The 24,394-nt window shown below is 64.2% G+C and carries 32 protein-coding genes; 14 read left to right on the forward strand and 18 right to left on the reverse strand.

The window, feature by feature from the left end:
* The 5 genes from A2J02_RS00525 to A2J02_RS00545 form a co-directional block, all read right to left on the reverse strand.
* On the reverse strand, positions 1–640 hold a 640-nt coding region (locus A2J02_RS00525; RefSeq protein WP_068045366.1), incomplete at its 3' end, for a class I SAM-dependent methyltransferase.
* Positions 637–870: an RNA-binding S4 domain-containing protein gene (locus A2J02_RS00530; protein ID WP_068045369.1), complete on the reverse strand. Its 234-nt coding sequence runs from the start codon at positions 868–870 to the stop codon at positions 637–639. The genes A2J02_RS00530 and A2J02_RS00525, both read right to left, overlap by 4 nt.
* Before the next feature lie 43 nt (positions 871–913).
* Complete coding sequence (locus A2J02_RS00535) at positions 914–3,100, reverse strand: heavy metal translocating P-type ATPase (RefSeq protein WP_068045370.1); 2,187 nt, start codon at positions 3,098–3,100, stop codon at positions 914–916.
* Positions 3,097–4,005, reverse strand: a complete 909-nt coding sequence (locus tag A2J02_RS00540) for a hypothetical protein (RefSeq protein ID WP_068045373.1) — start codon at positions 4,003–4,005, stop codon at positions 3,097–3,099. The genes A2J02_RS00535 and A2J02_RS00540 overlap by 4 nt, the downstream gene beginning before the upstream one ends.
* Before the next feature lie 26 nt (positions 4,006–4,031).
* Positions 4,032–4,544 carry a GNAT family N-acetyltransferase gene (locus tag A2J02_RS00545; RefSeq protein WP_231893660.1) on the reverse strand — a complete coding sequence of 171 codons (513 nt, stop codon included), beginning with the start codon at positions 4,542–4,544 and terminating at the stop codon, positions 4,032–4,034.
* A 104-nt stretch (positions 4,545–4,648) separates the two neighbouring features.
* Here A2J02_RS00545 and A2J02_RS00550 point away from each other — a divergent pair, with 104 nt between their 5' ends.
* Positions 4,649–6,361, forward strand: coding sequence for a cutinase family protein (locus A2J02_RS00550; protein WP_082899458.1), 1,713 nt, complete (start codon positions 4,649–4,651; stop codon positions 6,359–6,361).
* Positions 6,362–6,449: 88 nt separating this feature from the next.
* Here the strand turns inward: A2J02_RS00550 and A2J02_RS00555 are convergent, their stop codons facing one another.
* From A2J02_RS00555 to amaB, 3 genes are all read right to left on the reverse strand, one after another.
* Positions 6,450–6,881: a hypothetical protein gene (locus tag A2J02_RS00555; protein WP_068282183.1), complete on the reverse strand. Its 432-nt coding sequence runs from the start codon at positions 6,879–6,881 to the stop codon at positions 6,450–6,452.
* Positions 6,882–6,962: 81 nt separating this feature from the next.
* The gene (locus A2J02_RS00560) at positions 6,963–8,177 is read right to left on the reverse strand and encodes a hypothetical protein (protein ID WP_156516022.1); all 1,215 of its coding nucleotides are present in this window, start codon (positions 8,175–8,177) and stop codon (positions 6,963–6,965) included.
* Between the two features lie 16 nt (positions 8,178–8,193).
* Entirely contained in the window at positions 8,194–9,729 is a 1,536-nt protein-coding gene (amaB, locus tag A2J02_RS00565) for an L-piperidine-6-carboxylate dehydrogenase (protein ID WP_068045388.1), read from the reverse strand.
* A 124-nt stretch (positions 9,730–9,853) separates the two neighbouring features.
* Between amaB and lat the strand changes: the two genes are divergently transcribed.
* Positions 9,854–11,182: an L-lysine 6-transaminase gene (gene lat, locus A2J02_RS00570; RefSeq protein ID WP_068045391.1), complete on the forward strand. Its 1,329-nt coding sequence runs from the start codon at positions 9,854–9,856 to the stop codon at positions 11,180–11,182.
* Here the strand turns inward: lat and A2J02_RS00575 are convergent.
* Positions 11,179–11,505: a hypothetical protein gene (locus A2J02_RS00575; RefSeq protein WP_068045394.1), complete on the reverse strand. Its 327-nt coding sequence runs from the start codon at positions 11,503–11,505 to the stop codon at positions 11,179–11,181. The genes lat and A2J02_RS00575 overlap by 4 nt on opposite strands.
* A gap of 131 nt (positions 11,506–11,636) precedes the next feature.
* On the opposite strand from A2J02_RS00575, the gene A2J02_RS00580 reads away from it, so the two are divergent.
* A complete protein-coding gene (locus tag A2J02_RS00580) occupies positions 11,637–12,041 on the forward strand; it encodes a hypothetical protein (protein ID WP_068045397.1) in 405 nt (134 codons plus the stop codon).
* A gap of 1 nt (position 12,042) precedes the next feature.
* On the opposite strand, the gene A2J02_RS00585 is transcribed toward A2J02_RS00580, so the two are convergent.
* Positions 12,043–12,897 carry a LysR family transcriptional regulator ArgP gene (locus A2J02_RS00585; protein WP_197477885.1) on the reverse strand — a complete coding sequence of 285 codons (855 nt, stop codon included), beginning with the start codon at positions 12,895–12,897 and terminating at the stop codon, positions 12,043–12,045.
* 75 nt (positions 12,898–12,972) lie between these two features.
* Here A2J02_RS00585 and A2J02_RS00590 point away from each other — a divergent pair, with 75 nt between their 5' ends.
* The 3 genes from A2J02_RS00590 to A2J02_RS00600 all read left to right on the forward strand — a co-directional run bounded on the left by A2J02_RS00590 (position 12,973) and on the right by A2J02_RS00600 (position 14,557).
* The gene (locus A2J02_RS00590; RefSeq protein ID WP_068045403.1) at positions 12,973–13,590 is read left to right on the forward strand and encodes a LysE/ArgO family amino acid transporter; all 618 of its coding nucleotides are present in this window, start codon (positions 12,973–12,975) and stop codon (positions 13,588–13,590) included.
* Positions 13,591–13,677: 87 nt separating this feature from the next.
* Positions 13,678–14,031, forward strand: a complete 354-nt coding sequence (locus A2J02_RS00595) for a PLD nuclease N-terminal domain-containing protein (RefSeq protein ID WP_068045406.1) — start codon at positions 13,678–13,680, stop codon at positions 14,029–14,031.
* Between the two features lie 4 nt (positions 14,032–14,035).
* Positions 14,036–14,557 (forward strand): mycothiol transferase, encoded by a 522-nt coding sequence (locus A2J02_RS00600; protein WP_068045409.1) that lies wholly within the window; start codon positions 14,036–14,038, stop codon positions 14,555–14,557.
* A gap of 4 nt (positions 14,558–14,561) precedes the next feature.
* Here the strand turns inward: A2J02_RS00600 and A2J02_RS00605 are convergent, their stop codons facing one another.
* Together A2J02_RS00605 and A2J02_RS00610 are read right to left on the reverse strand one after the other, a co-directional pair.
* Complete coding sequence (locus A2J02_RS00605; RefSeq protein ID WP_068045411.1) at positions 14,562–14,948, reverse strand: VOC family protein; 387 nt, start codon at positions 14,946–14,948, stop codon at positions 14,562–14,564.
* An 18-nt stretch (positions 14,949–14,966) separates the two neighbouring features.
* Positions 14,967–15,344: a VOC family protein gene (locus tag A2J02_RS00610; protein ID WP_068045414.1), complete on the reverse strand. Its 378-nt coding sequence runs from the start codon at positions 15,342–15,344 to the stop codon at positions 14,967–14,969.
* Between the two features lie 46 nt (positions 15,345–15,390).
* Between A2J02_RS00610 and A2J02_RS00615 the strand changes: the two genes are divergently transcribed.
* From A2J02_RS00615 to A2J02_RS00625, 3 genes are all read left to right on the forward strand, one after another.
* Complete coding sequence (locus A2J02_RS00615) at positions 15,391–16,215, forward strand: helix-turn-helix transcriptional regulator (protein ID WP_231893657.1); 825 nt, start codon at positions 15,391–15,393, stop codon at positions 16,213–16,215.
* A 116-nt stretch (positions 16,216–16,331) separates the two neighbouring features.
* Positions 16,332–17,402: a phospho-N-acetylmuramoyl-pentapeptide-transferase gene (gene mraY / locus A2J02_RS00620; RefSeq protein ID WP_068045417.1), complete on the forward strand. Its 1,071-nt coding sequence runs from the start codon at positions 16,332–16,334 to the stop codon at positions 17,400–17,402.
* A 14-nt stretch (positions 17,403–17,416) separates the two neighbouring features.
* Entirely contained in the window at positions 17,417–17,629 is a 213-nt protein-coding gene (locus tag A2J02_RS00625; protein ID WP_068045421.1) for an oxidoreductase, read from the forward strand.
* A gap of 6 nt (positions 17,630–17,635) precedes the next feature.
* Here A2J02_RS00625 and A2J02_RS00630 read toward each other — a convergent pair whose 3' ends face one another.
* Positions 17,636–18,280, reverse strand: a complete 645-nt coding sequence (locus A2J02_RS00630; RefSeq protein ID WP_143545911.1) for a hypothetical protein — start codon at positions 18,278–18,280, stop codon at positions 17,636–17,638.
* An 80-nt stretch (positions 18,281–18,360) separates the two neighbouring features.
* Between A2J02_RS00630 and A2J02_RS00635 the strand changes: the two genes are divergently transcribed.
* Positions 18,361–18,810 (forward strand): MarR family winged helix-turn-helix transcriptional regulator, encoded by a 450-nt coding sequence (locus A2J02_RS00635; RefSeq protein ID WP_068045427.1) that lies wholly within the window; start codon positions 18,361–18,363, stop codon positions 18,808–18,810.
* Positions 18,811–18,858: 48 nt separating this feature from the next.
* On the opposite strand, the gene A2J02_RS00640 is transcribed toward A2J02_RS00635, so the two are convergent.
* Positions 18,859–19,101: a hypothetical protein gene (locus A2J02_RS00640; RefSeq protein ID WP_068045429.1), complete on the reverse strand. Its 243-nt coding sequence runs from the start codon at positions 19,099–19,101 to the stop codon at positions 18,859–18,861.
* Positions 19,094–19,819, reverse strand: coding sequence for an HAD-IA family hydrolase (locus A2J02_RS00645; protein ID WP_068045431.1), 726 nt, complete (start codon positions 19,817–19,819; stop codon positions 19,094–19,096). Before A2J02_RS00645 ends, A2J02_RS00640 begins: the two co-directional genes overlap by 8 nt.
* A 253-nt stretch (positions 19,820–20,072) precedes the next feature.
* On the opposite strand from A2J02_RS00645, the gene A2J02_RS00650 reads away from it, so the two are divergent.
* Together A2J02_RS00650 and A2J02_RS28985 are read left to right on the forward strand one after the other, a co-directional pair.
* Positions 20,073–20,447 carry a cupin domain-containing protein gene (locus A2J02_RS00650; protein ID WP_082898550.1) on the forward strand — a complete coding sequence of 125 codons (375 nt, stop codon included), beginning with the start codon at positions 20,073–20,075 and terminating at the stop codon, positions 20,445–20,447.
* A gap of 53 nt (positions 20,448–20,500) precedes the next feature.
* Positions 20,501–20,908 (forward strand): GNAT family N-acetyltransferase, encoded by a 408-nt coding sequence (locus tag A2J02_RS28985; RefSeq protein WP_442971435.1) that lies wholly within the window; start codon positions 20,501–20,503, stop codon positions 20,906–20,908.
* Here A2J02_RS28985 and A2J02_RS00660 read toward each other — a convergent pair.
* Positions 20,853–21,413, reverse strand: a complete 561-nt coding sequence (locus A2J02_RS00660) for an aldo/keto reductase (protein WP_231893656.1) — start codon at positions 21,411–21,413, stop codon at positions 20,853–20,855. The genes A2J02_RS28985 and A2J02_RS00660 overlap by 56 nt on opposite strands.
* Before the next feature lie 109 nt (positions 21,414–21,522).
* Here A2J02_RS00660 and A2J02_RS00665 point away from each other — a divergent pair, with 109 nt between their 5' ends.
* Positions 21,523–22,392 carry an AraC family transcriptional regulator gene (locus A2J02_RS00665; protein WP_068045443.1) on the forward strand — a complete coding sequence of 290 codons (870 nt, stop codon included), beginning with the start codon at positions 21,523–21,525 and terminating at the stop codon, positions 22,390–22,392.
* Between the two features lie 107 nt (positions 22,393–22,499).
* On the opposite strand, the gene A2J02_RS00670 is transcribed toward A2J02_RS00665, so the two are convergent.
* Together A2J02_RS00670 and A2J02_RS00675 are read right to left on the reverse strand one after the other, a co-directional pair.
* Entirely contained in the window at positions 22,500–22,931 is a 432-nt protein-coding gene (locus A2J02_RS00670; RefSeq protein WP_068045448.1) for a PPOX class F420-dependent oxidoreductase, read from the reverse strand.
* The gene (locus A2J02_RS00675; RefSeq protein ID WP_197477886.1) at positions 22,928–23,407 is read right to left on the reverse strand and encodes a tetratricopeptide repeat protein; all 480 of its coding nucleotides are present in this window, start codon (positions 23,405–23,407) and stop codon (positions 22,928–22,930) included. Before A2J02_RS00675 ends, A2J02_RS00670 begins: the two co-directional genes overlap by 4 nt.
* 105 nt (positions 23,408–23,512) lie before the next feature.
* Here A2J02_RS00675 and A2J02_RS00680 point away from each other — a divergent pair.
* Positions 23,513–24,394: LysR family transcriptional regulator (locus A2J02_RS00680; RefSeq protein ID WP_068045454.1), on the forward strand; the 882-nt coding region annotated here is incomplete at its 3' end.

Genomic DNA, 24,394 nt, shown 5'->3' on the forward strand with positions numbered 1-24,394 from the left:
CACGCTGCATCCGCCGCATGAATGCCGACGCGCCGTCGAAGGTCACGACGCTGCGCCACAGGTGTCGGTACAGGGTGGCGTCACGTGTCGCGAGCCAGCCGAGCGGAATGATGATGCCCCAGCTCACCACGTTCCAGGAGATCCTGGCGCGGAGCGAATCGTGTACCGAGTACTCGTGGAACGCGATGGTCGAGCCCGGACGCAGCAGCGCCAGAAGCGATTTCAGCTCGGTTTCGGGTTCGTCGACATTCCGGATGAGGTATGCAGCCAGGATCGCGTCGAACGGACCGTCGACCCCGTTCACGGCCAGATCCTCGACGCGTGAGTGCACGAACGTCACGTTCGAAGGCCAGTCCTTGCTCCGAGCGACCTCGAGCATTTCGGCGGATGCGTCGGCGGCGACGATCTCTGCGTGCGGGGCGGCTTCGAGCAACGCGGCAGTGGATGCACCGGTACCGCAACCGATGTCGAGCAAGCGCAGGCCGGCACTGAGATCGGGGATCCGCAGCCGCTTGGCCGACTTGAGCAGGTGCTCGTGGTAACCGGGGTTCGCTCCGACAAGTCGGTCGTACGCCTTCGCGCCGACGTCGAATGCCCCGGGAACTTCGTTTCGCGGCAGTCCGCTCTTTCCGACCTTCACAGTGCCTCTTCCTTGCTCACGCGGGCCGAGGGCCCACCCTGGACCGATACGACATCACCGTGCTGCAACTGCCGTCCGCGCCGCACATCCACGTCCCCGTTGACGCTCACCAAACCGTCGGAGATGACGCCCTTGGCCTCGGCACCGGATTCGATGAGGTTGGCGAGCTTGAGGAACTGACCCAGCCTGATCGATTCGTCGCGAATGGGGACATCGTGTGCGTCGGACATGTCTCCATCCTGTACTAGCGCGCCGTTCGCTGCTACCAACGAGTCACATCGCCGAGCGGAACCTGCGCAATCGGAGACTGTTGCTCACCACGAACACCGAGGACAATGCCATCGCGGCACCGGCGAGCATGGGGTTGAGCAGGCCGGCAGCGGCGAGCGGAATTGCAGCGACGTTGTAGGCGAACGCCCAGAACAGGTTGCCCTTGATGGTGCTCAGCGTGCGTCGGGAGAGCCGAATGGCATCGCCGACGGCCCGCAGGTCGCCGCGCACGAGCGTCAGGTCGCTGGCCTCGATCGCCACGTCGGTGCCGGTACCCATCGCAAGCCCCAGATCGGCCGTGGCCAGCGCGGCCGCGTCGTTGATACCGTCGCCGACCATCGCCACGACCTTGCCCGACGCCTGCAGTTCTCGGACGGCATCGACCTTGCCCGTCGGCAGGACGCCGGCGATGACCTGATCGATTCCCACCTCGGCGGCGATCGTGCGGGCGGCGGCCTCGTTGTCGCCGGTCAGCATGACCGGAGTCAGGCCGAGTGCGCGCAGTTCCGCGACGGCCTGCTTCGAGGTCGGCTTGACCGAGTCGGAGATCACAAGCACTCCGCGAGCCCTGCCGTCCCAGCCGAGCACGACGGCGGTGCGCCCCTGATTCTCGGCGGTCTCGAAGGCGTTGGCCAGTTCCGCCGGCAGTGGCATCGACCAGTCGGCCAGCAGCGAGCGACGGCCGATCACTGCGGCACGGCCGTTTACGACACCCTGCACCCCGAGGCCCTCGAGGCTCGTGAATTCCTCGACGGTCATCGATGGGGTCGCACTCGCGATGGCTCGGGCGATGGGGTGCTCCGAACCCGCTTCCAACGCCGCCGCCACGGCACGGACCACGTCCTCGACCTCGCCATCCGCCACGTGCACCGACTGCAGAGTCATCTCACCGGTGGTGACGGTTCCGGTCTTGTCCAGCACGACGGTATCGACGCGACGGGTGGATTCGAGGATCTCGGGTCCCTTGATCAGAATTCCGAGTTGCGCGGCCCGTCCGGTGCCGACCATCAGTGCGGTGGGCGTGGCCAGGCCGAGCGCGCACGGGCACGCGATGATGAGCACCGCGACCGCAGCGGTGAACGCGCCTGCCACGGAATTGCCTGCACCGAGCCAGAATCCGAGTGTCGCGACCGAGATCGCGATGACGATCGGCACGAAGATGCCCGAGATACGATCGGCCAAACGCTGTGCCTGCGCCTTGCCGGTCTGCGCGTCCTCGACCGCTTTCGCCATCTGTGCCAACTGAGTATCGGCACCGACTCTGCTCGCCCGCACCGTGATTCGGCCACCGACGTTCACCGTTGCACCGACCACCGCATCGCCGACGCCGACTTCCTCCGGCACGGATTCACCGGTCAGCATCGACCGATCGACGGCCGAGGAACCGTTCTCGACGGTTCCGTCGGTGGCGATCTTCTCACCCGGGCGAACGACGAACAGATCGCCGACGGCCAACTGCTCGACCGGAATCTGCTGTTCCTTACCGTCTTTCAGTACAGCAACGGTCTTGGCACCGAGGTCCATCAGGGCGCGCAACGCCGCCCCGGCCTGACGCTTGGATCGGCTCTCGAACCATCGTCCGGCCAGGATGAAGGTGGTCACGCCTGCGGCGGCCTCGAGGTAGATGTTGCTCGCCCCGTCCGTTCGCGCGATCGTGAACTCGAACGGATGCGTCATGCCGGGCGTTCCTGCGGTGCCGAAGAACAGCGCGTACAGCGACCATCCCAGGGCCGCAAGGGTTCCCATGCTGACGAGGGTGTCCATGGTGGAGGTGCCGTGCCGCAGATTGGTCCAGGCGGCGCGGTGGAAGGGCCAGGCTCCCCATACGACGACGGGAGCGGCCAGCGTGAGCGAGAGCCACTGCCAGTTGGTGAACTGCAACGCCGGAATCATCGCCATTGCGATCACCGGCACGCTGAGCACCGCCGAGACGATCAATCGCTGCTTCAGCGGATTCGTCGGGGGTTCGTCCGCCGGTTCGGCAGCCGGCAAGGATGCGGTGTAGCCGGCGGCTTCGACGGCTGCGATCAGCTCCTCGGTGGCCACGCCGTCACTGGTGACGCGGGCCTTCTCGGTGGCGTAGTTGACCGTCGCCGACACCCCGTCGAGCTTGTTGAGCTTGCGTTCGATGCGGTTGGCGCACGACGCGCACGTCATACCGCCGAGGAGAAGTTCCGTTTCCTGGCTCATGCCCCACCCTCCTGTGCCTCGATGTTGAATTCGGCTGTGTGGACGACGCCCTGGTGCTGGAAGTCCAGATAGAGCGCATATGTTCCCGCAGTCGGCGCGTCGACGGTGAAGTCGACCGTCGGCCCCGGAGGCCCGTCCTCGGGGTGGACGTGCAGGTAGGCGAGGTCATCGGCGCGGAGGGCGACCAGATGTCCGTAGGCACCGAGGTACGGCTCCAGATCGGTGACCTCGCGTCCGTTCTGATCGATAGTCAGAGAGACGGTCGAGTTCTCGCCCGCAGTCACTGCACCGGCGAAGGTCACGGTGTAACCGTCGACCCTCGATGTCACATTCGGCGTACTCGGGGGCCGCGTACTCAGGGGCTGCGCACTCAGGGGCTGCGGTCGATAGTCGCCGGGAACGGTCAGCTCCGCTCCCAAGGTGATGTTCTCGCCGCCGGCCGGGGTGAAGTCGGCGAACAGACGGTAGGGCCCGGGCCGGGTGAGATCGAGAGCCGTCGACCATGTTCCCGACGCGTCACGCGTCGGATGTACGTGTTGAAAATCCGTCAGATCGCGTCGAACGACGATGAGGTGCAGTTCCTCGGTGTGCATGACGTCGTAGTCGGTCAGCGCAGACCCATCCGGTTCGCTGATCGTGAAGGTGACCGGTACCTCCGGTCCGGACTCGACGACGGATCGATCGAGCTCGAGGGTGTAGCCGTCCTGGGTGGCCTGGAGTCCGGCAGGCACTGCGGCCGGCTCGTCGTGCGCGTCGTGACCGGTGTGTGACGCGGCTGCGGTCGCCTGGGCGTCGGGTCCGATCTTGTCCCCGACGAACAGCGCCGCCAGGAACAGGAACGCGACACCGACGACAAAGCCGACGAGCTTGGTGGGTGCGTCGAGTTCCTGCCGTGCTGAGTTCACAGCACTACCCTACCCCCCCAGGGTATCTAAGCGGTAGTTCCGAGGGCCATCTTGTAACCGACGTGGGAGTCGACGAAGCCGAGTCGGGTGTAGAAGCGATGAGCGTCCGTTCGACTGGCGTCGGAGGTCAGCTGCACCAGAGCGCATCCCCAGCGCTCCGCCTCGTCGATCGCCCACCTGATCAGCGCACCGCCGAGCCCCCGGCTGCGCCACTGCGCGCCTACCCGAACTGCTTCGATCTGTGCCCGCAGTGCGCCTCCGCGCGCGAGCCCGGGAATGAAGGTCAGTTGCAGCGTTGCCACCACCGCGTCACCGTGCACCACGACGACCTGTAGGTTTCGCGGGTCCGTGGAGATGTCCTCGAGCGCTGCGCGATATCGATACATCTCGTCTGCGGACTCCCGCGTGACACCCAGCGGATCGTCGACCAGCAATGCCACGATCGATTCGAGATCCGACGCCACCGCTTCACGCACAACGCACGTCGACCCGTCGGGCAGGTCGAATTCCATCGATGTAATTCGAGGGTGAATTGTCATGCGCACGACGGTAAATCATCCACTTTGTAACGCGAACCATCCCGAGGACGAAATGCCGGGTAACCCACTGGCAACTGCAGTCGGGATCAGTTCGGGCGGACATGATGGGGATCGAAAACATGAATGTTGGCAAGTCGAAGCGTGCGCGCGTTGCGTTGAGCGCGTTCGCGATCGGAGCCCTCGGTGCCGGAGTAGTTGTGGCCGCACCGTGGTCGACTCCCTCCACTACCACCGAAGCATCCATCGAACTGGTGTCGACGGCCACGTGCTACGACATGGTGAGTATCGCGATCGGCGGTCGCGGTGACACCCCGCGCGAGGGCGTCAAGTGGCTCACCACCCCCGAGGGCGAGCGGCTCCCCGCAGCGATGTCCGGCGACTACTCCAGCGACTGGATCGACCAGGCCGTGCGAGCCCCCAACAACGGCAACGTGGTTCCCGACTCCTACGCCGCGGTGTACGTCGAGTACCCGGCAGACCTGGCGAGCTACGAGAACGCCGTGCAGACCGGCGTCACCAACTCACAGACCATCATGCGGACGATCTCGGCGTCCTGCCCCGACACCCGATTCGCCATCGTCGGCTACAGCGAGGGCGCAGACGTTGCCCGCCGCACCGCGATGGAGGTCGGCAATCAGGTCGTTTCGGCCGACGGCACGTACGGAATCGTCGATCCCAACCAGGTCGTCGGGGTCGTCATCTTCGCCGACGCCGGCCGCGTGTCGGGAGACGGACCGTTCCCCGGTGCCGAGAACCCGTTCGGCAACCCGGACGGCTTCGACACCAAGTACCAGAACGGCAACACCGCAGTTCCCGGACAGGGCGCACTGCCCGGCACGTCCGGCGGATTCGGAGCGCTCGACGGCCGAGTGGCGTCCTTCTGCTCCGACGGTGACCTCACCTGCGCACTGCCGGAGAACACGTCACTGATTCATCTGGCCGCCAACGTCGGTCGTCAGGTCAACGCCGACGCACTGCAGAACGAGCAGCTCACCCCCGCCACCGGTGCAGATCTCGCACTGGCCCTGGGACGCATCGCAGTCAACGCCTTCAACGACATCGCCTCACAGCCCAACTGGATGCAGAGCGACGAGACATTCCTCGACGTGCTGATCAAGGTGTCCGAGCCCGGCTACAAGCCCGGCACGGTCACCACCCCCGTCTCGGCCAAAGTCGACGGCGAGCAGGAACCGATCGAAACCGGTCAGATGATCGACCTCGTGTACCTGCCGCAGAAGATCTTCCGCGAGATCACCGGATTCATCTCGTCCAACCAGAACACCGTTCCGGTGATCATGAACGATCCGTACGGCCTGACCCTGGGACCCGGCACGGGACACCACTTCGATTACTGGCGCGACGCCGATGCCGCCAACGGCAAGCCGCTGACCTCGGTGCAGTACGCCGCGGCATGGCTGACCGAACTGGCCGAGGAAGCCAACCGCGGCGAGCCGGTGAAGACCAAAGAGGTACAGGAGAAGGCCGGACGAGCAGCGGTCGAAACCATCGTGGCACCGGTGACCACCTCGGCAACGGCAACCCCCAAGGCCACGACTACCGCACCTGTCACCACCAGCCCGGTCGTGACCCCGGCAGCTCCGGCTGCGCCGGCTCCGGCCGCTGAAAGTCCGGCACCGGCTCCGGCTCCGGCCCCCGCCACCGAGACGGCAACGACCCCCGAGTGCACCGTCGCAGTCGAGGGCGAGACACCCGCCGAGGGCGCACCGCCGGTCTGCGTCACCGCGACCGAAACCGCTGTCGAGACAGCAACCGAGACCGTGGTTCCCACGACCACCGGGGCTGTACCTGCGCCGTAGTCCACAGCGTGCAGAACGCTCACGAGCCCGTCCACCTGTTTCATTCGGTGGGCGGGCTCGTGTGTTGTCACATCGAAGTGCCCGTGACTCAGGCCGTGCCGCGCAGCTTCCCTCGGACCACGATGCCCACGATCAGAAGCGCCACCACTACGAACACCACCATCGACGGACCCCCGCGGTCGAGACCGGTGAGCGTCGGAAGCGGTGCGAGCAGCGCCAGCAACAGCGGCGGCAGAGTCAGTGCACCGACGCCGCCGGTGTACCAGAACCACTCGATTCGGTTCCAGTCAGAACGACTCTGGACCCGGTCTTCCACATGCACCAGGGCAATCGCCAGAGGTACCGCCACGACCAGCCACAGCAGCGGGGACAGCGGCAGACCTGCCCGGCCCAGCAACGCGTCGGTGATGAGCGTCGCGCCGAAATACGACGGCAGAAACATCGCGACGGCGACGCAGAAACCCAAAGTCACGTCGGAGACGTCGTCGGGCAGATCTGTGTTCCGGCTGTGATCGGACATGAGATGCACGATCGGCCGAGGTGCTCAGACCTGTCAAGCCGATGAGGAGACCGGCGACTGTTGGGCGTTTCGGGCGTGCCGCTATCTGCGACGCAGCAGCCACACCCCAGCCGCGCAGACCGAGAGCACGACGAGGCCGCCGATCGACAGTGCGGTTGCGGACGGCTGCGACGAACCGAAGAACTCGAAGTCGTCTACCGAATCCAGCGGGCCGTAACTACCCCCGTAGATCGTGACCGTCAACGCCATAGTGAAGGGAACGGTCATACCGACCGCCAACGAGGTCGGTGCCGTCGGCAATGCAGACACCAGCACATAGGCCGCGATGAAGGGCACCACCCACTGCTGCATGGACAAGGGAAGACCGACGCCCATGTTCTGCGCGAGATCCACGGCCGCGACCATCAGCAGCGCGAAAAGCCCGAGGTAGATCTGCGGGAAGCGGCAGGCAATCAGTCCGCCTGCGGCCAGCAGGAACACCGTCAGACCGACCGAGGAGTAGGACCTGTCGGCAAAATCGAATGACGAGACTCCGGCCGCCCACGAGGCGAACAACACGAGGATCAGCGAGCCGTCGCGCTTCGGTAAGAGCCAAGCAGCAACGAGCGCCGCTACGGTCAGCCCGGCGAGCGCGAGAAACCACACGAGGGTGCTGTCGCGATATTCGGTGGCCCACCAACCGAACCCGCCCGCCACCAGAGGCAATGCGATACCGACCGCGAGCGTTCGGGTGCTCGCCTGCGACGTTGCAACCGACGAGTTTCGATATCCGGCCACGAGAAATACCGCGGCGAGCACAGCCAATACCACCGCGATGGCTGCCCTCTGGGGCACCACCGCGTCCTCGGGGCCGGCGACCTCCCAGGCGAACTGACGGCCGGACGAGCTGGTCAGGAGCGTTCCGAGCTCGGCACCCACCCGCTCGGCGGCGAGGAGTCCGACCGCGAGAGCGGCCTGTGCACCCCGATGAGATGCGGCCAGGATCGCCGACGTACCGAGCAGCACACCAGCGCTGAGCGCCGCCGCCCAATCGCCCAGCAAACCCGGAGCCATGCCGAGAGATTCGAAGACGATCACCAGCAGCGCGGCAACCGCGATCGAGGGCGCGGCTCGTCCGCCCGAGCGTGCCAACACCACTGCGGTAACTGCTGCTGCGATGGCGAGCACGACCACACCGTCGAGAATTGCCGACGCACCGATGCCGAAATCGTTGTACAGAAGCGGCTCTCGGAGTGCCATCACACTGATCGAATAGCCAACGGAAAGACCGGCCAGGAGCATCGACAGTACTTTCATACTGCCGATCATGCCGTCAGCCGAACTTCACTCCCTGCGCCAGGGGCAGTTCGTTGGAGTAGTTGACCGTGTTCGTCGCTCGCCGCATGTAGGCCTTCCATGCATCCGAACCGGATTCGCGGCCGCCACCGGTTTCCTTCTCACCGCCGAAGGCGCCGCCGATCTCCGCGCCGGAGGGTCCGATGTTGACGTTGGCGATGCCGCAGTCCGAGCCGGCGGCGGACAGGAAGCGCTCCGCCTCGCGCAGATCGGTGGTGAAGATCGACGACGAAAGGCCCTGCGGCACATCGTTGTGCAATGCGATGGCCTCGTCGAGGGTGTCGTACGTCAGCACGTACATGATGGGCGCGAACGTCTCGTGCTTGACGATGTCGGTCTGTGCGGGCATCGTCACGATCGCGGGCTGAACATAGAACGAGTACTCGTCGACGACGTTCACTCGCTCGCCGCCGACCACGACCGTTCCGCCGTCGGACACCGCCGCCTCGAGAGCCTTCTGATAACCGGCGAATGCGGTGGCATCGATCAGTGGACCCACCAGAGTGTCTGTGGCCAAGGGAGATCCGATCGACAGCGTCTCGTATGTCGCTACCAACTTGCGGACCAACTCGTCCGCGACCGAGGAATGCACGATGACGCGTCGGAGCGAGGTGCATCGCTGACCTGCTGTCCCGGCGGCCGAGAACACCAGCCCACGCGTCGTAAGATCGAGATCGGCCGACGGCGTCACGATCGCTGCATTGTTTCCGCCCAGCTCGAGCAACACCCGGCCGAATCGCTCGGCGACACGGGGCGCGACAGCACGGCCCATCCGCGTCGAACCGGTTGCCGAGACCAACGCAACACGCGAATCGTCCACCAGCGCTTCGCCGGACGCGCGGTCACCGATCAGCAGTTGCGCGATCTTGGGGTCCACTCCGGCTGCGGCGGCGGCACGCTCGAACAGCGCCTGCACACCGACGGCCGTCAGCGGAGTCTTCTCCGAGGGCTTCCAGATGACCGTGTCTCCCGCGACGAGGGCGAGAGCGGTATTCCAACTCCACACCGCAACAGGGAAATTGAACGCGGTGATGACGCCGACGACACCGAGCGGATGCCACTGCTCCATCATGCGATGCCCGGGCCGTTCGGTGGCGATCGTGTTGCCGTACAGCTGACGGGAGAGTCCGACGGCGAAATCGCAGATGTCGATCATCTCCTGCACCTCACCGAGCCCCTCGGAGACGATCTTCCCGGCCTCGATGGACACCAGCGCGCCCAGATCCTCCTTGTGTACGCGCAGCAGTTCGCCCAGTTCCCGGATCACCTGACCACGCACGGGGGCCGGTACCTGCGACCACGACACGAAGGCGGTACGCGCATCGGTGACGACGGTCTCGACATCGACCGCCGAAGCACACGCCAGCGACGCCAGGTTTCCGCCGGTGATGGGCGAGCGCGCGATGATCGAGTCCGGTCCCGCGGGGGCGTCGAGCGCGATCGTGGCACCCAGCCGGTCGAGGATCGCGCGAGTGCGCACACTCAACTCGTCGTGGGTGATGGATGCAGACATGCGCGTACACCTTCCGTGGAGAGAACCGAACCGTCGGAGATGAGCCTACCGATCGAGGCTCGAACCGTATATTTTCCTGTCCTATGGACTTGCTTACGGAATATTAACGCGTATCTTCGTCCTTATGACGCAAGTATTACAGCGCACCGGAGTGACCATCGATGCCGCCAACGTCCGCGACGTGATCGGTGAACACCTGCTGGCCGACGGTTTCGAGTTGGTGCTCGACCTCGATGCATCGACCGGATCCACGCTGGTCGACGCCAGGGACGGCACCCGCTACCTGGACCTGTTCACGTTCTTCGCGTCCAACGCGCTGGGCATGAACCATCCGGCGCTGATCGACGACCCGGACTTCCGGGCCGATCTGATGCAGGCAGCGATGAACAAGCCCAGCAACTCCGACATCTACACCGTCCCCATGGCTCGATTCGTCGACACGTTCGCTCGGGTCCTGGGTGACGATCGACTGCCGCACCTGTTCTTCGTCGAAGGCGGTGCCCTGGCCGTGGAGAACGCGTTGAAGGTCGCATTCGACTGGAAATCGCGATGGAACGAATCGCACGGCATAGACCCGTCGTTGGGCTCTCAGGTGATGCACTTCGAGCATGCGTTCCACGGACGCTCGGGCTACACGATGTCGCTGACCAACACCGACCCCAACAAGGTCGCGCGCTTCCCGAAGTTCGACTGGCCGCGAATCCCGTCCCCGTTCATCCGATCCGACGCGAACATGGACGAACTCGAGGACGCATCGTTGGCGGCGGCTCGGTTGGCCTTCGAGGCCAACCCGCACGACATCGCCTGCGCCATCATCGAACCCATCCAGGGCGAGGGCGGTGATCACCACTTCCGGCCGCGCTTCCTGCAGAAGCTGCGCGAGCTCTGCCACGAGTTCGACGCCTTGTTCGTCATGGACGAAGTACAGACCGGAGCCGGAATGACCGGTACCGCATGGGCATTCCAGCAGCTCGACGTCGTCCCGGATGTCGTCGCCTTCGGCAAGAAGGTTCAGGTCTGCGGCGTCATGGCCGGCGGTCGCGTCGACGACATCGACGACAACGTCTTCGCTGTCAGCTCCCGCATCAACTCGACGTGGGGTGGCAACCTGACCGACATGGTGCGGTCGCGTCGAATCCTGGAAGTGGTCGAATCCGAGAAGCTCATTCCTCGTGCCGGTGAGCTCGGAGCCGTATCGCTGACAATGTTGCAGGACTTGGCAACTCGACACACAGTGGTATCCGAAGTACGTGGGCGAGGTCTGATGTGCGCCTTCTCCCTACCCGACGCCACCACCCGCGACCGAGTGATCGAGCTGTTGCGTACCGAGGAACATGTACTGGCGCTCGGCTGCGGTGACGCTGCAGTGCGATTCCGTCCCGCACTGACCATCACCGAAGCCGAACTGACACAGGCAGTCGAGTCCATCGACCGGGTGCTGAGCATGCTCTAGCGATCGGGAGGGATGTCCCTCTGCACCAACCGAATCTGTGACTTCGGAATGACACCGGGACGAAAGTAGAAGTTCTCCGGCGACTGCACGAGATCACCGTCTTCGACTCCACTGACTTCCCAGACATCGACCGGTCCACCGGTGTTGTTCATGCCCAGGAACCAATCACGTTCCCACGCATCGGCTGCCAGAAAACAACCCGCCTGCTCTGGTTGGTTGCTACCGGCAATACCGCGAGCGGCACCCATACGACGCCAGTCGAGTCCGTGCCGCCGAATCGACTCACGGTTGAGTACCGAGGTCACGTGATAGCGAATGGTCATCCGCCGAAAATAGCAACGGCAACTTGACGGGTACAGCGATTTTCGGCCTGCCCTCTCCGTTCCCCGTGTCAGGTAACTCTTGACAATCCGACCTCCTGCTGTCAGGCTGTTCCTGACACAGGAGGTCGGTCATGGATCCCATCACCCTCGCAACCGAGGCAGATATCACTGCCGCGACGCGGGCCGTCGTGACGGCAGCAGCCACCGAGGCCGGTCGCATCGCCGACGAGATCATCGGCACAGGGCCGGTGCCGGGCACACCGGACTGGGAGGCCGAGCAATCGACCGACCTGCCCGCACGGCGAAGCGTCGCGTGGCATCTGTTGAGCCTGCGTGTGCAACTCGCAGCCGGCCTCGATGGCATCGAAACCGTTGTGGTGCTTCGGGTTCAGGGCACAACGTGGGCGACGATCGGCACGGCCGTCGGAATGTCGCGGCAGTCGGCTCACGAGCGATGGGGCGCCCGATCAGCTGCGATTCTCGATCCCGTCGGCGATGGACTGCCCGAGATCGTCCCGACCGACACCCCGGCGTGAGCTAAAGCAGCATTCGTTCTGCACCCGCTGCCACTGCGTCGGCCGCTCGCTGCAGTGCGACAGACGACAGCGACCACTGCTGCCAGTAGAGCAGCACGTCGTCGATCCCGTTGTCGTCGAAGCACTTCAGCGAGCCACGGTCCTGTAGATCGGGGATCATGCCCCAGCCGAAGCCGAGGTCGACAGCTCGCGCGAAGTCGGAAGAAGCCGGCACCAGGTGACGCGGCGGCTCGTGTGGGTCGACACCGAAGCGCTGTAAGTAGTTGTCCTGCAAGCGGTCGTCTGCATCGAAGACGACCACCGGAGCACAACGCAAAGCCTCTGCCGTCACTCCAGCGGCGAACCACCGATCGATGAACTCCGGCGTGGCCGAGGGCCGGTAGCGCATCGCACCGAGGCGTCGAACGGTGCAGCCACGAACCGGATCGGCCACGGAGGTTATTGCAGCGGAGACGATCCCGTCGTGCAGCAACTGCGCGGTCCGGTCCTGGTCCTGCCGATGCAGGTCGAAGGTGGTGTTGCGCGCCAGTGGCGCGAGCGCGGGCAGCACCCAGGTCGCCAACGAATCCGCATTGACGGCAAGCGAAATGGGCGCAGCGACGCCGTCGTCACTCAGTTCTGCCCGAGTCTGCTCGGTGAGAGTGTCGATCTGGCGCGCCAAACGGAGCACTGCTACGCCCGACTGGGTTGCCACCACCGGCTTGCTGCGCTGAACCAGAGTCCGACCGAGGGATTGCTCCAGCGACTTGATGCGCTGACTCACCGCCGACGGAGTCACGTACAGCGCGCGAGCGGCGGCCTCGAACGTTCCACCGTCGACCACGGCCCGCAAGGCTCTGAGCTGCTCGATCTCCATAATATGAAGCTACGCTGATCATTACTGAAATACATTCGCTGGACCTAATCATGACCGGCTCCTAGCGTTGCCGTCATGACCTCGCTCGCCGCCGCACAATCGACTCTCACCGGATTGGGCGTCGGACTCTCCCTCATCGTCGCCATCGGAGCGCAGAACGCGTTCGTGCTGCGTAAAGGCTTGCAACGCGCCCATGTCCTGCCGGTGGTGGCGGTGTGCGCACTGTCCGACGCGGTCCTCATCCTGGCGGGGGTGGCAGGAATCGGTGTGCTCGTCGACCGGTTTCCTGTCGCTCTACGCGTCGTGACCGTCCTCGGTGCACTGTTTCTGCTCGTCTACGGCCTGATGGCACTGAACCGTGCTCGGACGCCGTCCACCATGACCACGGAGGCGCACGGAGGCGGTTCCCTGATCGCCGCGGTGGCCACGTGCCTGGCTCTGACCTGGCTCAATCCTCACGTCTACCTCGACACCGTGGTGTTCCTGGGTTCCATCGGGAACCGTCAGCCCGGTGAACTGCGATGGTGGTTCGCCGCCGGCGCGATGCTGGGCAGCGTGCTGTGGTTCACCGCGCTCGGCTACGGCTCACGAGTGCTCAGTCCACTGTTCGCGAGGCCGTCGGCGTGGCGAGTACTCGACCTCGGGATCGGCATCATGATGCTGACCCTCGCAGCACTGCTGGTACTCGGCTGAACCTGGATACTTGATCCGCAGTACAACGAGTGATCTGATAGTCGCGAAAGACCGACCGCACGGTCTGACAACCCTGGAGGATTTCCCGTGCCGTACCTCGGCCTGCTGATCATGCTGCTGTCCATCTTATGCTTGATCGATGTCATCACCGCCGACGATTCCGGCATCCGCCACCTTCCGAAAATGGTGTGGCTGCTGCTCGTCATTGTTCTGCCGCTCGCTGGATCGATCGCGTGGCTCGTCGTCGGCCGGCCCGAGAACGGCGGCATCTGGGGTGGCAGCGGCGCACCACGCACCTCGTCGGCCTACCCCGAGTACGACGCCAAACCCGGACGCGCCCTTGCCCAATCGCAGGAGAGCGACGAGGAATTCCTACGCCGTTGCCGCGCCCGGGCCGAAGAGCAGCGTCGCATCGCCCGCGAGCAGCGCAGGAACGACTGAGACCATGGCGAAGCTGACGACATTTCCCGAGCCGAGCTCCGCCCTCTCCGATCCCGCCGAGTTGTTTCGCGAGTACCTGGCGTTCTATCGCAGGGAGCTCGTTCGACGCATCACTTCGCTGAGCGACGATGCACTGACCAGCACGGCCGTTCCATCCGAGTGGACTCCGCTGCAGATGCTGACCCATCTGGTGCACATGGAGCAGCGGTGGTTCGTCTGGGGATTTCTCGGCCGCGCAGTCGGCGCGCCCTGGGGAGACGCGAAGGACGGCTCCTGGCACGTACCGGCAGATGTGGACGCCGAAGCACTGCTGAGCAGGCTCGACGACGGCACCCGCCTCACCGACGAGATACTGAACTCACACCGAATGGACGAACTGGCGACTCTCGGTGGGCGATTCAGCGACGAGCAGCCGACGCTGATCTGGATCTGCTTCCACGTACTCCAGGAGTACGCCCGTCACCTCGGCCACCTCGACGTCGCTGTCGAACTGGCCGGCGGGCCGACCGGCGAAGCCGAGAACTGACGCCTCAGACGTTCGCGTACAGATCGACGGTGGTGCCGTCGGGATCGTGTACGACGGCATAACGCTGTCCCCAGAACGCATCCCACGGCTGCAGGTGACCGGTGTACCCGGCTTTCGTCACCGCAGCCCACGCCGCGTCCACCCCGTCGGGCGTCCCACAGTCGAACGCGAGCGCAACGCGATGGCCCCCGCTGGGCGGGGTCCACGACGGATCGAACGAGGTGATGGTCGACGGTAGATCGAACAGCAGGCGGACTCCGCCCAGGTCGACTTCCACGTGCTGCTCACCGTCGGCCTCGGCCGGAATATCCAGCCCGAGAACGCGGTAGAACGCCAGCGCCGACGCCATGTCGGCAACGATGATTTCGATTCCTGCCAGGCGCGGTTTCACAACGAAAAGAGTAGACCGTCAGCCCCAGTTCGCGGCGTTCGTCAGACAGAACGGATGCCCGGCCGGGTCCAGGAGTACGCTCCAGGTCTCACCGGGCTGGTTCTCGGGCAGCGTCGCGCCCAATTCCACGGCAGCCGTCGCCGCGGCATCGAGATCATCGACGGCGAGATCGAAATGAAACTGCTTGCTGCCGTTCGCATTCGGCCACGGCGGCGGTCGATAATCGTCGACGCGACCGAATCCGAGCGCACTGCTCGGCCCCTGCAGCATCGCGTACTCCTGCTCCGCATGCACGACGCCCCAGCCCAGCAGCGACGACCAGAATGCCGCGCTGGCCTGAGGGTCGGTGCAGTCCAGGGTGACCATCTTCAGCGTGGCCACGGGTGTTTCGGTCATGGTGTTCCTCCTTCTCGTGTCGGGCCAGACTCCTACACTGACGCGCGTGCCGGATAGGAAAAACGCGACAGCCACCCAGTCCGGCGTCCTGCGGCCCGATCAGCTGGCGCAGCACGTCGACCTCGTACGGCTACCGTGTTCGGAATCGTTGGAACCGTGGGTCGAGAACTACTGGCAGCTGCAGTGGGACCTGCCGCCCGGCACAACTCATCACAGCTCGACGCTCCCGCACCCGGCCTGCACGTTGAGCGTCGAACATGGTTGGACCCGCGAGGGCGTCGTCGAGCCGGTGGTCGTGACGGGGGTCCTCACGCGCCGCTTCGACGTCGTCCTCGCCGAGTCCGGGTGGGTCTTCGGCGTCAAGTTCCGGCCCGGCGGCTACGCGAGTTTCACCGGAACCGTGGCGAGAACACTGCGCGACGTCCCGGTAGCGCCACCGACCCCGTTCCGGTCCGAGACCGTCGCTGCACTGGCCGAGCTGGATGGGCATTTCGATGCCGACCACTGCCGAACCGTCGTCGATGCGGTTCTCACGCCCTACGCCCGTGACGTCGAGCCGGAGTACGAGGTGGTCCTGGACGTCATTGCGACCATGCTCGGAGATCGCACGCTGATTCGCGTCGCCCAGGTGGAACAGCGTTGTGGCATCGGCACTCGTCGACTGCAGCGGCTGTTCGAGCGTTATGTCGGCGCGACGCCCAAGTGGGTACTCGGGCGGTATCGGATCCACGACGCCCTCAGCGAGCTCGACAACGGATACTCGGGTCCACTGGCAGACCTGGCCGCACGGTACGGGTGGTTCGACCAGGCTCACTTCACTCGGGAGTTCACCGAATTGGTCGGAATGCCGCCGAGCGCATACCAACGGTGAGTAACGCCTTCGTCACGCAATGCGACTTTTGCCGATTCGTTTGGCACAGTATTCGCGGTGCCCGATAAGCATCGTGGTGGGGAACAGCAGCACAGAGGAAGAGTGGGCTTCAACGCATGATCAACATTCTCGTCGCCGGTGGAATCGCGTTGGCGGTCTCGATTCTGTTGACTCCATTCCTCATCGCACTGTTCACCCGGCAGGGCTTCGGCCAGGAGATCCGCGTCGAAGGCCCGGCAAGTCACCACGCCAAGCGCGGAACGCCGACGATGGGCGGCGTCGCGATCATCGTCGGTTTGTGGGCCGGTTACCTGGGCTCGCACCTCGTCGCAATGGGTGGTGACGGGCCCTCGGCGTCGGCACTGTTGATTCTCGGTCTCGCGACGGCACTCGGCGTCGTCGGATTCCTCGACGACTACATCAAGCTCCGCATGAAACGAAGCCTCGGACTCAAGGCGACCGGCAAGTACGTCGGGCAGATCAGTGCAGCGGTGATCTTCGCGGTACTGGCGCTGCAGTTCCGTAATGGGAACGGGCTGACTCCGGGCAACGTCGAACTGTCGCTGGTACGCCAATCCACGTTCTTCACCATGGCCCCGATCGTCTTCGTCCTGTTCTGTGTCTTCCTCGTCGTCGCGTGGTCCAACGCGGTCAATCTCACCGACGGGCTCGACGGTTTGGCGGCGGGGTCGATGACGCTCGTCCTCGGCGCGTACACGGTGATGACGTTCTGGCAGTACCGGCAGTCCTGCGCGACCAATTCGGTCGCCGGCTGCTATCAGGTACGCGATCCGCTCGACCTCGCCGTCGTCTGCGCTGCGGCCGCGGGTGCCTGCATCGGATTCCTCTGGTGGAACGCGGCTCCGGCCAAGATCTTCATGGGCGACACCGGCTCACTCGCCCTCGGCGGACTCCTCGCCGGCCTGTCGATCGTGAGCAAGACCGAACTGATCGCCCTCGTCTTCGGAGCCCTGTTCGTCGCCGAGAGTGCCTCCGTCGTCATCCAGGTCGCGTCGTTCAAGAGCACCGGCAAGCGGCCGTTCCGAATGGCCCCGATCCACCACCACTTCGAACTGGCCGGGTGGGCCGAGACGACGGTCATCATCCGACTGTGGCTGTTCGCGGCCATCGCGTCGGCACTGGGACTCGGATTGTTCTACAGCGAATTCCTCGCAGCCGTCGGCTGACCTACGATTCTGGGATGACTGAAGAACTGTCTCCGGTTGCCAAGGTCGACGCTCTGGCCGCCGAACTCGAACAACTCGATGCTCGACGCGTCGCCATCGGAGTCGAACTCGTCAACCTCCAATTCGGCCTCGACGGAGACGCCAAAATCCGTGCGACCGAGGTTTTTCACAGCGACTACCTGGGACGACTGTTCACCTTGGTCGACGAACTCCGCACCGACGAATAGGACTCGCTACACAGCGTCCTGATCCGAACGCGACACCACGGTCAGGCGAAAATCTCTGAGTGACAGCGTGAGTGCGGCCAACGCTGCAATCGCTACTCCACCGATCGGAAACACCAGCCACGGATCGCCGATGGTGGGGGTGAAGGTCGATGTGACAAGGTCGTCGCCGAGATACGGCACAAACACTGCGTCGGTCGCATACGTTTCGGCCATGTAGGCGTCCGTCGCTGTCCAGCCGAAGTCGGCTGCAGGAGGCGAGTTGATCTCGATACTCCACGGATGCTCCCACGACCAATCCCACGCGGCTTCGGTTGGTTGCGGTGGCCAGTGCGTCCAGGCGAGTGCACTGCCCGCTCCCAGTGCCGCGCCCACGACGATCAACAACACGAACAGGTGTACGCGGCTGTGCTGCCGATCCTGAACGATGCGCAGACCCGAATCGACGAGGAACGAGGCAGCCACGAGACCGATTGCTACCCCTGCTGCGACGAGATAGAGCGTCACGGGAAACCAACTCGGGCGGGCGTGGGTCACGCCCAGTTCCTGCGGATCGGCTACGGCGACATGCCACACCACCGCTGCGGCAGCACCTATCGACGCTCCGACGGCGGCCAGCACTGCCACGAGCGCTTTACCGGATGGCCTGTCCACGATCGGGACTCTACTCATGGCCTGTCCGGTCCATTCGAGTACTTGACCCGAAGCTTTGTCGAGGTTCTATCGTCGCTTTCATGAACACACTGAGACCCATGCAGCCACCCGAACTTCAGCCCATCGGATTCTGGACCGCACGCGCTGGCGACGCCATTCGAAATCGGATCCGCGCAGCACTGGCCGAGGTCGGTGTCAGCCAACCTGAATGGTGGCTTCTGCACCAGATCTCGCTGCATCCCGCGGGGGCCGATCGCGCCGAGGCCGTCGAGAAGATCGGGCACAACGACACGCCGGAAGCAATCGTCGAGGCCATCGCGTCTGCACGGGACAAGGGTTGGATCATCGAATCGAATTTGCGCCTGACGTTCACCCCGAAAGGTGAAGCACAATTTCGGCGAGCCGCAGACGTTCAACAGATGCTGCAGGACGAACGCATGCAGGGAATCGGACAGGACGAGTACGTCACCACTATTCGAGTGTTGCAGCGAACGATCCAGAACGTCGGAGGCGACGCCTGGCATTGGTGACGGCACCAAAGCCAGGGGCGAATGTCGTTCGCCTACAACAGCCTCCGGTCAGCGCATCCGTGACACTCTTGAAATCACAATGCCGACAACCAATCCGAGTACCGCGCCCAGAGCAGGCAAACCGACGACGAGGGTGGCCAACTGCCCAGGCATACCCAGGAACTCCGAATACTGCGAATCGCCGCCCACGAATGCGTAATTGACTCGACGCGGCGCGGCGTCCCACAGGACGATACCGATCGACGCGATCAGCCCGAGTGAGAAGCCGATGAAGGTAGAGACCTTACGCATCCGAGCGCGCCTCGCGGGCCGCTGCGGCGAAAGCGGCCATACTCGGGAACTTCATGTCGACACTGTGTTCCTCGGATGGCTCCGGCGTTGCTCCCCAGCCGGGGCGATCGTGCCGCCGATCGATCCACACCGACGGGATGCCATGGCGCTTGGCAGGCACGTGATCGTGGAACAGACTCTGCGCGACGTGGAGTAGTCGTGATCGTGGGACACCCAACGTCTCGAGAAGTCCGTCGAGCGCGTCGAAGTGATTGTCCGCCGGCTTGTAGGCCTTGACGTCCTCGGCGGTGACGATAGCGTCGAACTGCACGCCGAGCCGACGGTTGCTCCCTGCGAAGCCGTCGCGATGCACATTGGACAGGATGACGAGCTTGTAGCTCTCGCCGAGGGACGACAACGCGTCGGCCGAGTCCTCGAATGCAGGCCAGTCCGGAACGGAAGCCCCGAGCGTGTCCGCCCACTCGGCCGAGACAGGTATTCCCAGCGTGTCACCGGTCCGCACGAAGGCGTCGGCAAGAATCCGAGGGTACAGAGCAGCGGGTGAATCACGCTGTGCCTGAGATTCGTTGATGCCGTAGACCGCAAGCAGTTCGTCGTCGGACAACGGCGAACCGGCTTCCTTTGCCCATGGCCTGAGCACCTCGAGGATGCCGGTTTCCCAATCGATCAGTGTTCCGTAGCAATCGAAGCTCAGGACGTCGTAGTCGGCGAGATTCATGTGGCCGGGCCTCCTTGCGAAAATTCGATGGCGGCCGATTCTTCGTGCCGATACCGTCTGCAGGTCATGAGCATCGTACTGCCCGTCATCTGCCCTCGCTTGTCCGGCTGTCGATGCGGACGCTGACCGACCGGCAAGCAAATCTACTGCGCGACAGAGTCTATCGGGCTGTTCACGTCGGTCCTGTATCCGAGCTGATCGACGGTAGAGTTCATCGCGACAGTCGATCGGCTGACGATGAAAGGCAGAACCCATGAATATGGGCAGGGACGACGAGGTGCGCAACGTCGTCGAAGCGCTGAACACGATCGAGAAGCCCTGGCAGCCTCACCGACTGGCCAGCATCAACGATTACGACGTCAAGGTGGTGAAGCTGCTCGGCGAATTCGTCTGGCACACACACCCCGACACCGAAGAGATGTTCTTCGTCCACAGCGGAGAACTCACCATCCAACTTCGCGACCGCGATGTCGTTCTCGGTCCCGGTGACGTCTTTGTGGTCCCAGCGGGCGTCGAACACTGCCCCAAAGCCGTCGAAGAAGTCTCTGCACTTCTGTTCGAGCGATCAGGCACCGTCAACACCGGCGATGCGGGCGGGGACCTGACCTCGCAGATCCGAGAGTTGTGACACGGATTCTGTTGCGGCCCGCCGTGGGATCCGATGCCGACTTCCTGTTCTCTATGGCATCGAATCCCGACGTCGTTCGATGGGTCGGGGACGGAAAACCCTGGAGTGGAGAGTATTTCGATAGCCGGTTCTCGCGCGCCCTGAGCGCGAGGGACGCCCGAACGCCGGACGTACAGCGATGGTTCATCGGCACGAACGAGGATCGACACCCCGTCGGTCTGCTCAGCCTGATTCGACGGTCCGACCACTTCGAGGTCGGGTACTGGGTGCATCCGGCCCACTGGGGTCGTGGCTACGCGGGCGAACTGATCGCTCTTGCGCAGGATCACACGGATGGTCTCCCGATGGCAGCGCAGGTTCACCGGGCCAACAGCGCCTCGCGGCGGGTGCTCGAGCGCGCCGGGTTCACACTGGTTGACGACGGTGATCCCATGACCTTCCGGTCTCCTCCGAGGCCGTGATTTCGGCTCGCCAGGTCCTGATGGGACGTGGCCGAACCGTAGTGCGGCCGGTCGTCACGCCCCGCACCATGGGTCGCATCAGGAACTCGTGCGGGAACCCGAGGTCGACAGCGCTGGCTGCGTACAGTATGTCGAGTTGGTCTTCCTCGAAGGTGACGTCGAGGGCAGAGATGTTCTGCTGCAGTTGTTCCGGAGTACGTGCGCCGATCAACGAGCTGACGACGGACGGATGCCGAAGCGTCCACGCCAACGCCATCTGAGCAGGAGTCACGTCGAGTTGGCGAGCGACCCCGACAACCGTGTCCGCGATCGCGAGCCCCCGCGCAGTCAGCGTTCCGCTCGACCTCGCAAGATCGCGTCGAGTACCCGCCGGCGCATCGGAACCCGGCACCGCGAGGTCCGCCGCGGTGTACTTGCCGGTCAGCACTCCACCGCCCAGCGGTGCCCAGGGAATGACGCGTCTGCGATCGATGAACTCGACCGCCTGCGCTCTCGTCAACGGCACCGGCACCTTCGCACCATCTGAATCCGACCTTTCGCGGCACGGGAAGTCGAGACTCCGGTGATGCACTGCTCCTATCGTTTGGGACAGAACGAAGGAAGGTCACCGGCACATGCTCGAACGATGGAACGCGGCACTCGACCACATCGAGAACAATCTCGACCGCGAGATCGATGCGGGGGCGCTCGCTCGCATCACGCTGACATCCGAATACCACTTCAGACGCGTGTTCTCGGCACTGGCTGGATTGCCTCTGTCGCACTACATCCGGCAACGCCGCATGACATTGGCAGCAGCACACATTCTCGACGGTACAGCGGTGCTCGACGTCGCGACCAAATACGGCTACACGGCAGACGCATTCACCCGCGCCTTCCGAGACCTACACGGCATCACGCCATCTCAGGCCCGCCGACCCGGAGCAGTCCTTCGTTCCAGACAGGCCGTGACATTTCACCTGACCATCGAAGGACGAAGCACCATGCGATACCGCATCACCGAACTGCCGGCATTTCACATAGTCGGCAAATCCACCCGAATCCCACTGCGGTTCCGCGGCGAGAACACCGCGATGACCGAATTCCACCGGAGCCTCGCCCCTGGAACCGGGGAAAAACTACTCGAACTGGCAGACCTGCCCGAACTTTCCGACATCCTCTTCGTCAGCGACGGCTTCGAGCCCGAACGCGAAGACGTCAGCCTCTTCGACTACTACTTTGCCGTTGCAAGCACTTCGGCTGGAACATCCGACTGGGACACCCTCGCCGTGCCAGCATCGACCTGGGCGGTATTCGAGACGAGCAGCGACACCGCACTCGCCCCCGCACTCCAACAACTCTGGGCCGACGCCTTCAGCGAATGGTTCCCCTCCAACCCCTACGAAACAATCCCGGGACCGGAAATCCTGACCGTCAAGGAAACCTCCCCCGACTGGACCTCGGGAGCAGGAGAACTCTGGATTCCAGTCCAACGAAGTCGATAGCCGTCCTTCACTCCTCCCCTCCCGTCGCGGCCCACCATGTCCACTCGATGTGACATTCAGTGGCCTTTTCGGGGGTCAATGTCACATCGAGTGGACTGGATCAGGTGTCAGGCGATCGATTGGCCGTAGACGTGTGTCACCGAGATGGTCACCAGTACTCGTCGGTCGGCGACCATGACGGATCGGTATTCGTTCCAATCGGGGTGCTCGCCAGCGGCGGCGCGGAAGTAGTCCACCAGGGCATCGACTTCGGGGCTGTCGGGTGTCGATCCCGGGCCGGTGAGGGTGACGGTTCCTTCCGCTGTCGCCCATGCTGTGCCGTCGGCACTGGTCACTTCGAGCGCGGCGCGGGGGTCTCGACGTAGATTCGCCGTCTTTGCTCGCCCTTCGGTGACCGAGATCGTGATGGTGCCGGCTGACCGGTCGTAGAACGGCGTCACCGGTGACAGCTGCGGAATTCCGCTGGCTTTGATGGTGGCGAGCACGCCGATGCGGCTCTGCTCGAGCAGGTCGTGTGGGTCGAAGGCGCTCGCGGTCATGGCTTCTCCTCGGGTCGAGTGGACAGGTCGGCGGCGTAAGCCCCGACTGCTCGCCGATATTTGCCGAGCACCGGTTCCGCTGCCTGCAACGCGTTACGTAGTGCGAGTTCGTGTTCTCCCAGGTCCCAGAATGCCAGGGCAATGAATGCGTCACGCGCAGCGACGTATTCGTTCGAGAACTCGGCATCCTGCAGCACCTGCACTGCTTCGTGAGGACGCCCGACGTTGCGCAACGAGCTCGCAAGTTGGATACGAGCCTGGTGCTCCCTGTCTGTATCCAGCCCGGCCGACAGGGACGCTTCGTACAACGGCACCGCCGCCTCTTCGTCGCCCAGAAAGTCCTCCAGCGACGCACGCTCGAACAGCACGCGAGCATCCGAGTACGACGCGATCGCAAGCAGATGGTCAAACTGAATTCGCATCCGCAGTGGATCGGAGTCGTCCGCGTTACGCCAGAACGCCGCTAGCGGGTCCACGATGCCTCCCGCTGCTGCAGCTCGTTCGTCGAGTGCACCGTACCTACTCGAACAGGTGCTGTCGTCACGCTCTCCATCGTCGCAGACCCGGCCTAGTCTCGACGGATGGATGTGGAGCTGTCACTGCTCAAGCTACTGGTGGAGATCGACCGTTGCGGGTCCATGACGGCCGCGGCCGAACGGCTCACGTACACCCCATCGGCGGTGTCCCAGCAGGTCAAACGACTCGAGGCCGTCGTCGGCACGCCCGTCCTCGAGCGACATGCGCGTGGAGTGCGACTCACCGAAGCCGGTCGTCTCGTGGCCGGGCGAGCTGCGGCCATCGACACGCAATTGTCGGCCCTGCGCGCCGATCTCGACGATCTGCTCGATGCGCGCAGTGGCAACATCACCCTCGGCGTCTTCCCTTCCTTCGCTGCGTCCCTCCTACCGGACGTCATGGCCGCATTCCGCTCGGCGCACCCGGGTATCGACCTGCGAATACGGTCGTCGAGGCTGCGCGACCTGCACGCCATGCTGCTGGGCCGTGAAGTCGACCTGTCCCTGGCATGGGACTACCCGGAATTGCCGATGGTGGTCGACGATGTCGAGACCGAAGTCATCGCCGACGACGCCACCGTCCTTCTGGTTCCAGCGGGTTGGTCGCGCAGAGGTCCGCTCCTCCTCGAATCACTCGAAGACGAACAGTGGATCGTCCGCGCATCGCAGCACTCCATCACCACGATGTTCCGATCAGCCTGCCTCAAAGCTGGTTTCGAGCCGAAGGTACTGGTCGAGTCCAACGACTACATGGAATCTCAGGCAATGGTTGCTGCAGGGCTGGGACTCACCGTGGCACCGTCCATGACCACTCGATACCTCCGCGAAGGCGTCGAGTCCATTGCCTTGAACGAGTTGTCCCGGCGACGAATCCTGCTGTGCCGCCTCGGACATCGGACGCCGTCCCCTGCATCGGATGCCATGCGAGCCGTGCTCGTCACGCTCTTC

Source organism: Rhodococcus sp. EPR-147, assembly GCF_001647185.1.
GTDB lineage: Bacteria > Actinomycetota > Actinomycetes > Mycobacteriales > Mycobacteriaceae > Rhodococcoides.

What these genes read in the sequence shown, in the direction of transcription:
- A2J02_RS00550 (WP_082899458.1), top strand. Translation starts at nt 4,649, where the DNA reads ATGGGGATCGAAAACATGAATGTTGGCAAGTCGAAGCGTGCGCGCGTT.
- A2J02_RS00610 (WP_068045414.1), bottom strand. Translation starts at nt 15,344, where the DNA reads ATGACCGAAACACCCGTGGCCACGCTGAAGATGGTCACCCTGGACTGC.
- A2J02_RS00545 (WP_231893660.1), bottom strand. Translation starts at nt 4,544, where the DNA reads ATGACAATTCACCCTCGAATTACATCGATGGAATTCGACCTGCCCGAC.
- A2J02_RS00625 (WP_068045421.1), top strand. Translation starts at nt 17,417, where the DNA reads ATGACTGAAGAACTGTCTCCGGTTGCCAAGGTCGACGCTCTGGCCGCC.
- A2J02_RS00585 (WP_197477885.1), bottom strand. Translation starts at nt 12,897, where the DNA reads ATGGAGATCGAGCAGCTCAGAGCCTTGCGGGCCGTGGTCGACGGTGGA.
- A2J02_RS00575 (WP_068045394.1), bottom strand. Translation starts at nt 11,505, where the DNA reads ATGACCATTCGCTATCACGTGACCTCGGTACTCAACCGTGAGTCGATT.
- A2J02_RS28985 (WP_442971435.1), top strand. Translation starts at nt 20,501, where the DNA reads ATGGCATCGAATCCCGACGTCGTTCGATGGGTCGGGGACGGAAAACCC.
- A2J02_RS00555 (WP_068282183.1), bottom strand. Translation starts at nt 6,881, where the DNA reads ATGTCCGATCACAGCCGGAACACAGATCTGCCCGACGACGTCTCCGAC.
- A2J02_RS00670 (WP_068045448.1), bottom strand. Translation starts at nt 22,931, where the DNA reads ATGACCGCGAGCGCCTTCGACCCACACGACCTGCTCGAGCAGAGCCGC.
- A2J02_RS00530 (WP_068045369.1), bottom strand. Translation starts at nt 870, where the DNA reads ATGTCCGACGCACACGATGTCCCCATTCGCGACGAATCGATCAGGCTG.
- A2J02_RS00535 (WP_068045370.1), bottom strand. Translation starts at nt 3,100, where the DNA reads ATGAGCCAGGAAACGGAACTTCTCCTCGGCGGTATGACGTGCGCGTCG.
- A2J02_RS00665 (WP_068045443.1), top strand. Translation starts at nt 21,523, where the DNA reads ATGCTCGAACGATGGAACGCGGCACTCGACCACATCGAGAACAATCTC.
- mraY (WP_068045417.1), top strand. Translation starts at nt 16,332, where the DNA reads ATGATCAACATTCTCGTCGCCGGTGGAATCGCGTTGGCGGTCTCGATT.
- A2J02_RS00580 (WP_068045397.1), top strand. Translation starts at nt 11,637, where the DNA reads ATGGATCCCATCACCCTCGCAACCGAGGCAGATATCACTGCCGCGACG.
- A2J02_RS00635 (WP_068045427.1), top strand. Translation starts at nt 18,361, where the DNA reads ATGAACACACTGAGACCCATGCAGCCACCCGAACTTCAGCCCATCGGA.
- amaB (WP_068045388.1), bottom strand. Translation starts at nt 9,729, where the DNA reads ATGTCTGCATCCATCACCCACGACGAGTTGAGTGTGCGCACTCGCGCG.
- A2J02_RS00650 (WP_082898550.1), top strand. Translation starts at nt 20,073, where the DNA reads ATGAATATGGGCAGGGACGACGAGGTGCGCAACGTCGTCGAAGCGCTG.
- A2J02_RS00645 (WP_068045431.1), bottom strand. Translation starts at nt 19,819, where the DNA reads ATGAATCTCGCCGACTACGACGTCCTGAGCTTCGATTGCTACGGAACA.
- lat (WP_068045391.1), top strand. Translation starts at nt 9,854, where the DNA reads ATGACGCAAGTATTACAGCGCACCGGAGTGACCATCGATGCCGCCAAC.
- A2J02_RS00600 (WP_068045409.1), top strand. Translation starts at nt 14,036, where the DNA reads ATGGCGAAGCTGACGACATTTCCCGAGCCGAGCTCCGCCCTCTCCGAT.
- A2J02_RS00640 (WP_068045429.1), bottom strand. Translation starts at nt 19,101, where the DNA reads ATGCGTAAGGTCTCTACCTTCATCGGCTTCTCACTCGGGCTGATCGCG.
- A2J02_RS00560 (WP_156516022.1), bottom strand. Translation starts at nt 8,177, where the DNA reads ATGAAAGTACTGTCGATGCTCCTGGCCGGTCTTTCCGTTGGCTATTCG.
- A2J02_RS00590 (WP_068045403.1), top strand. Translation starts at nt 12,973, where the DNA reads ATGACCTCGCTCGCCGCCGCACAATCGACTCTCACCGGATTGGGCGTC.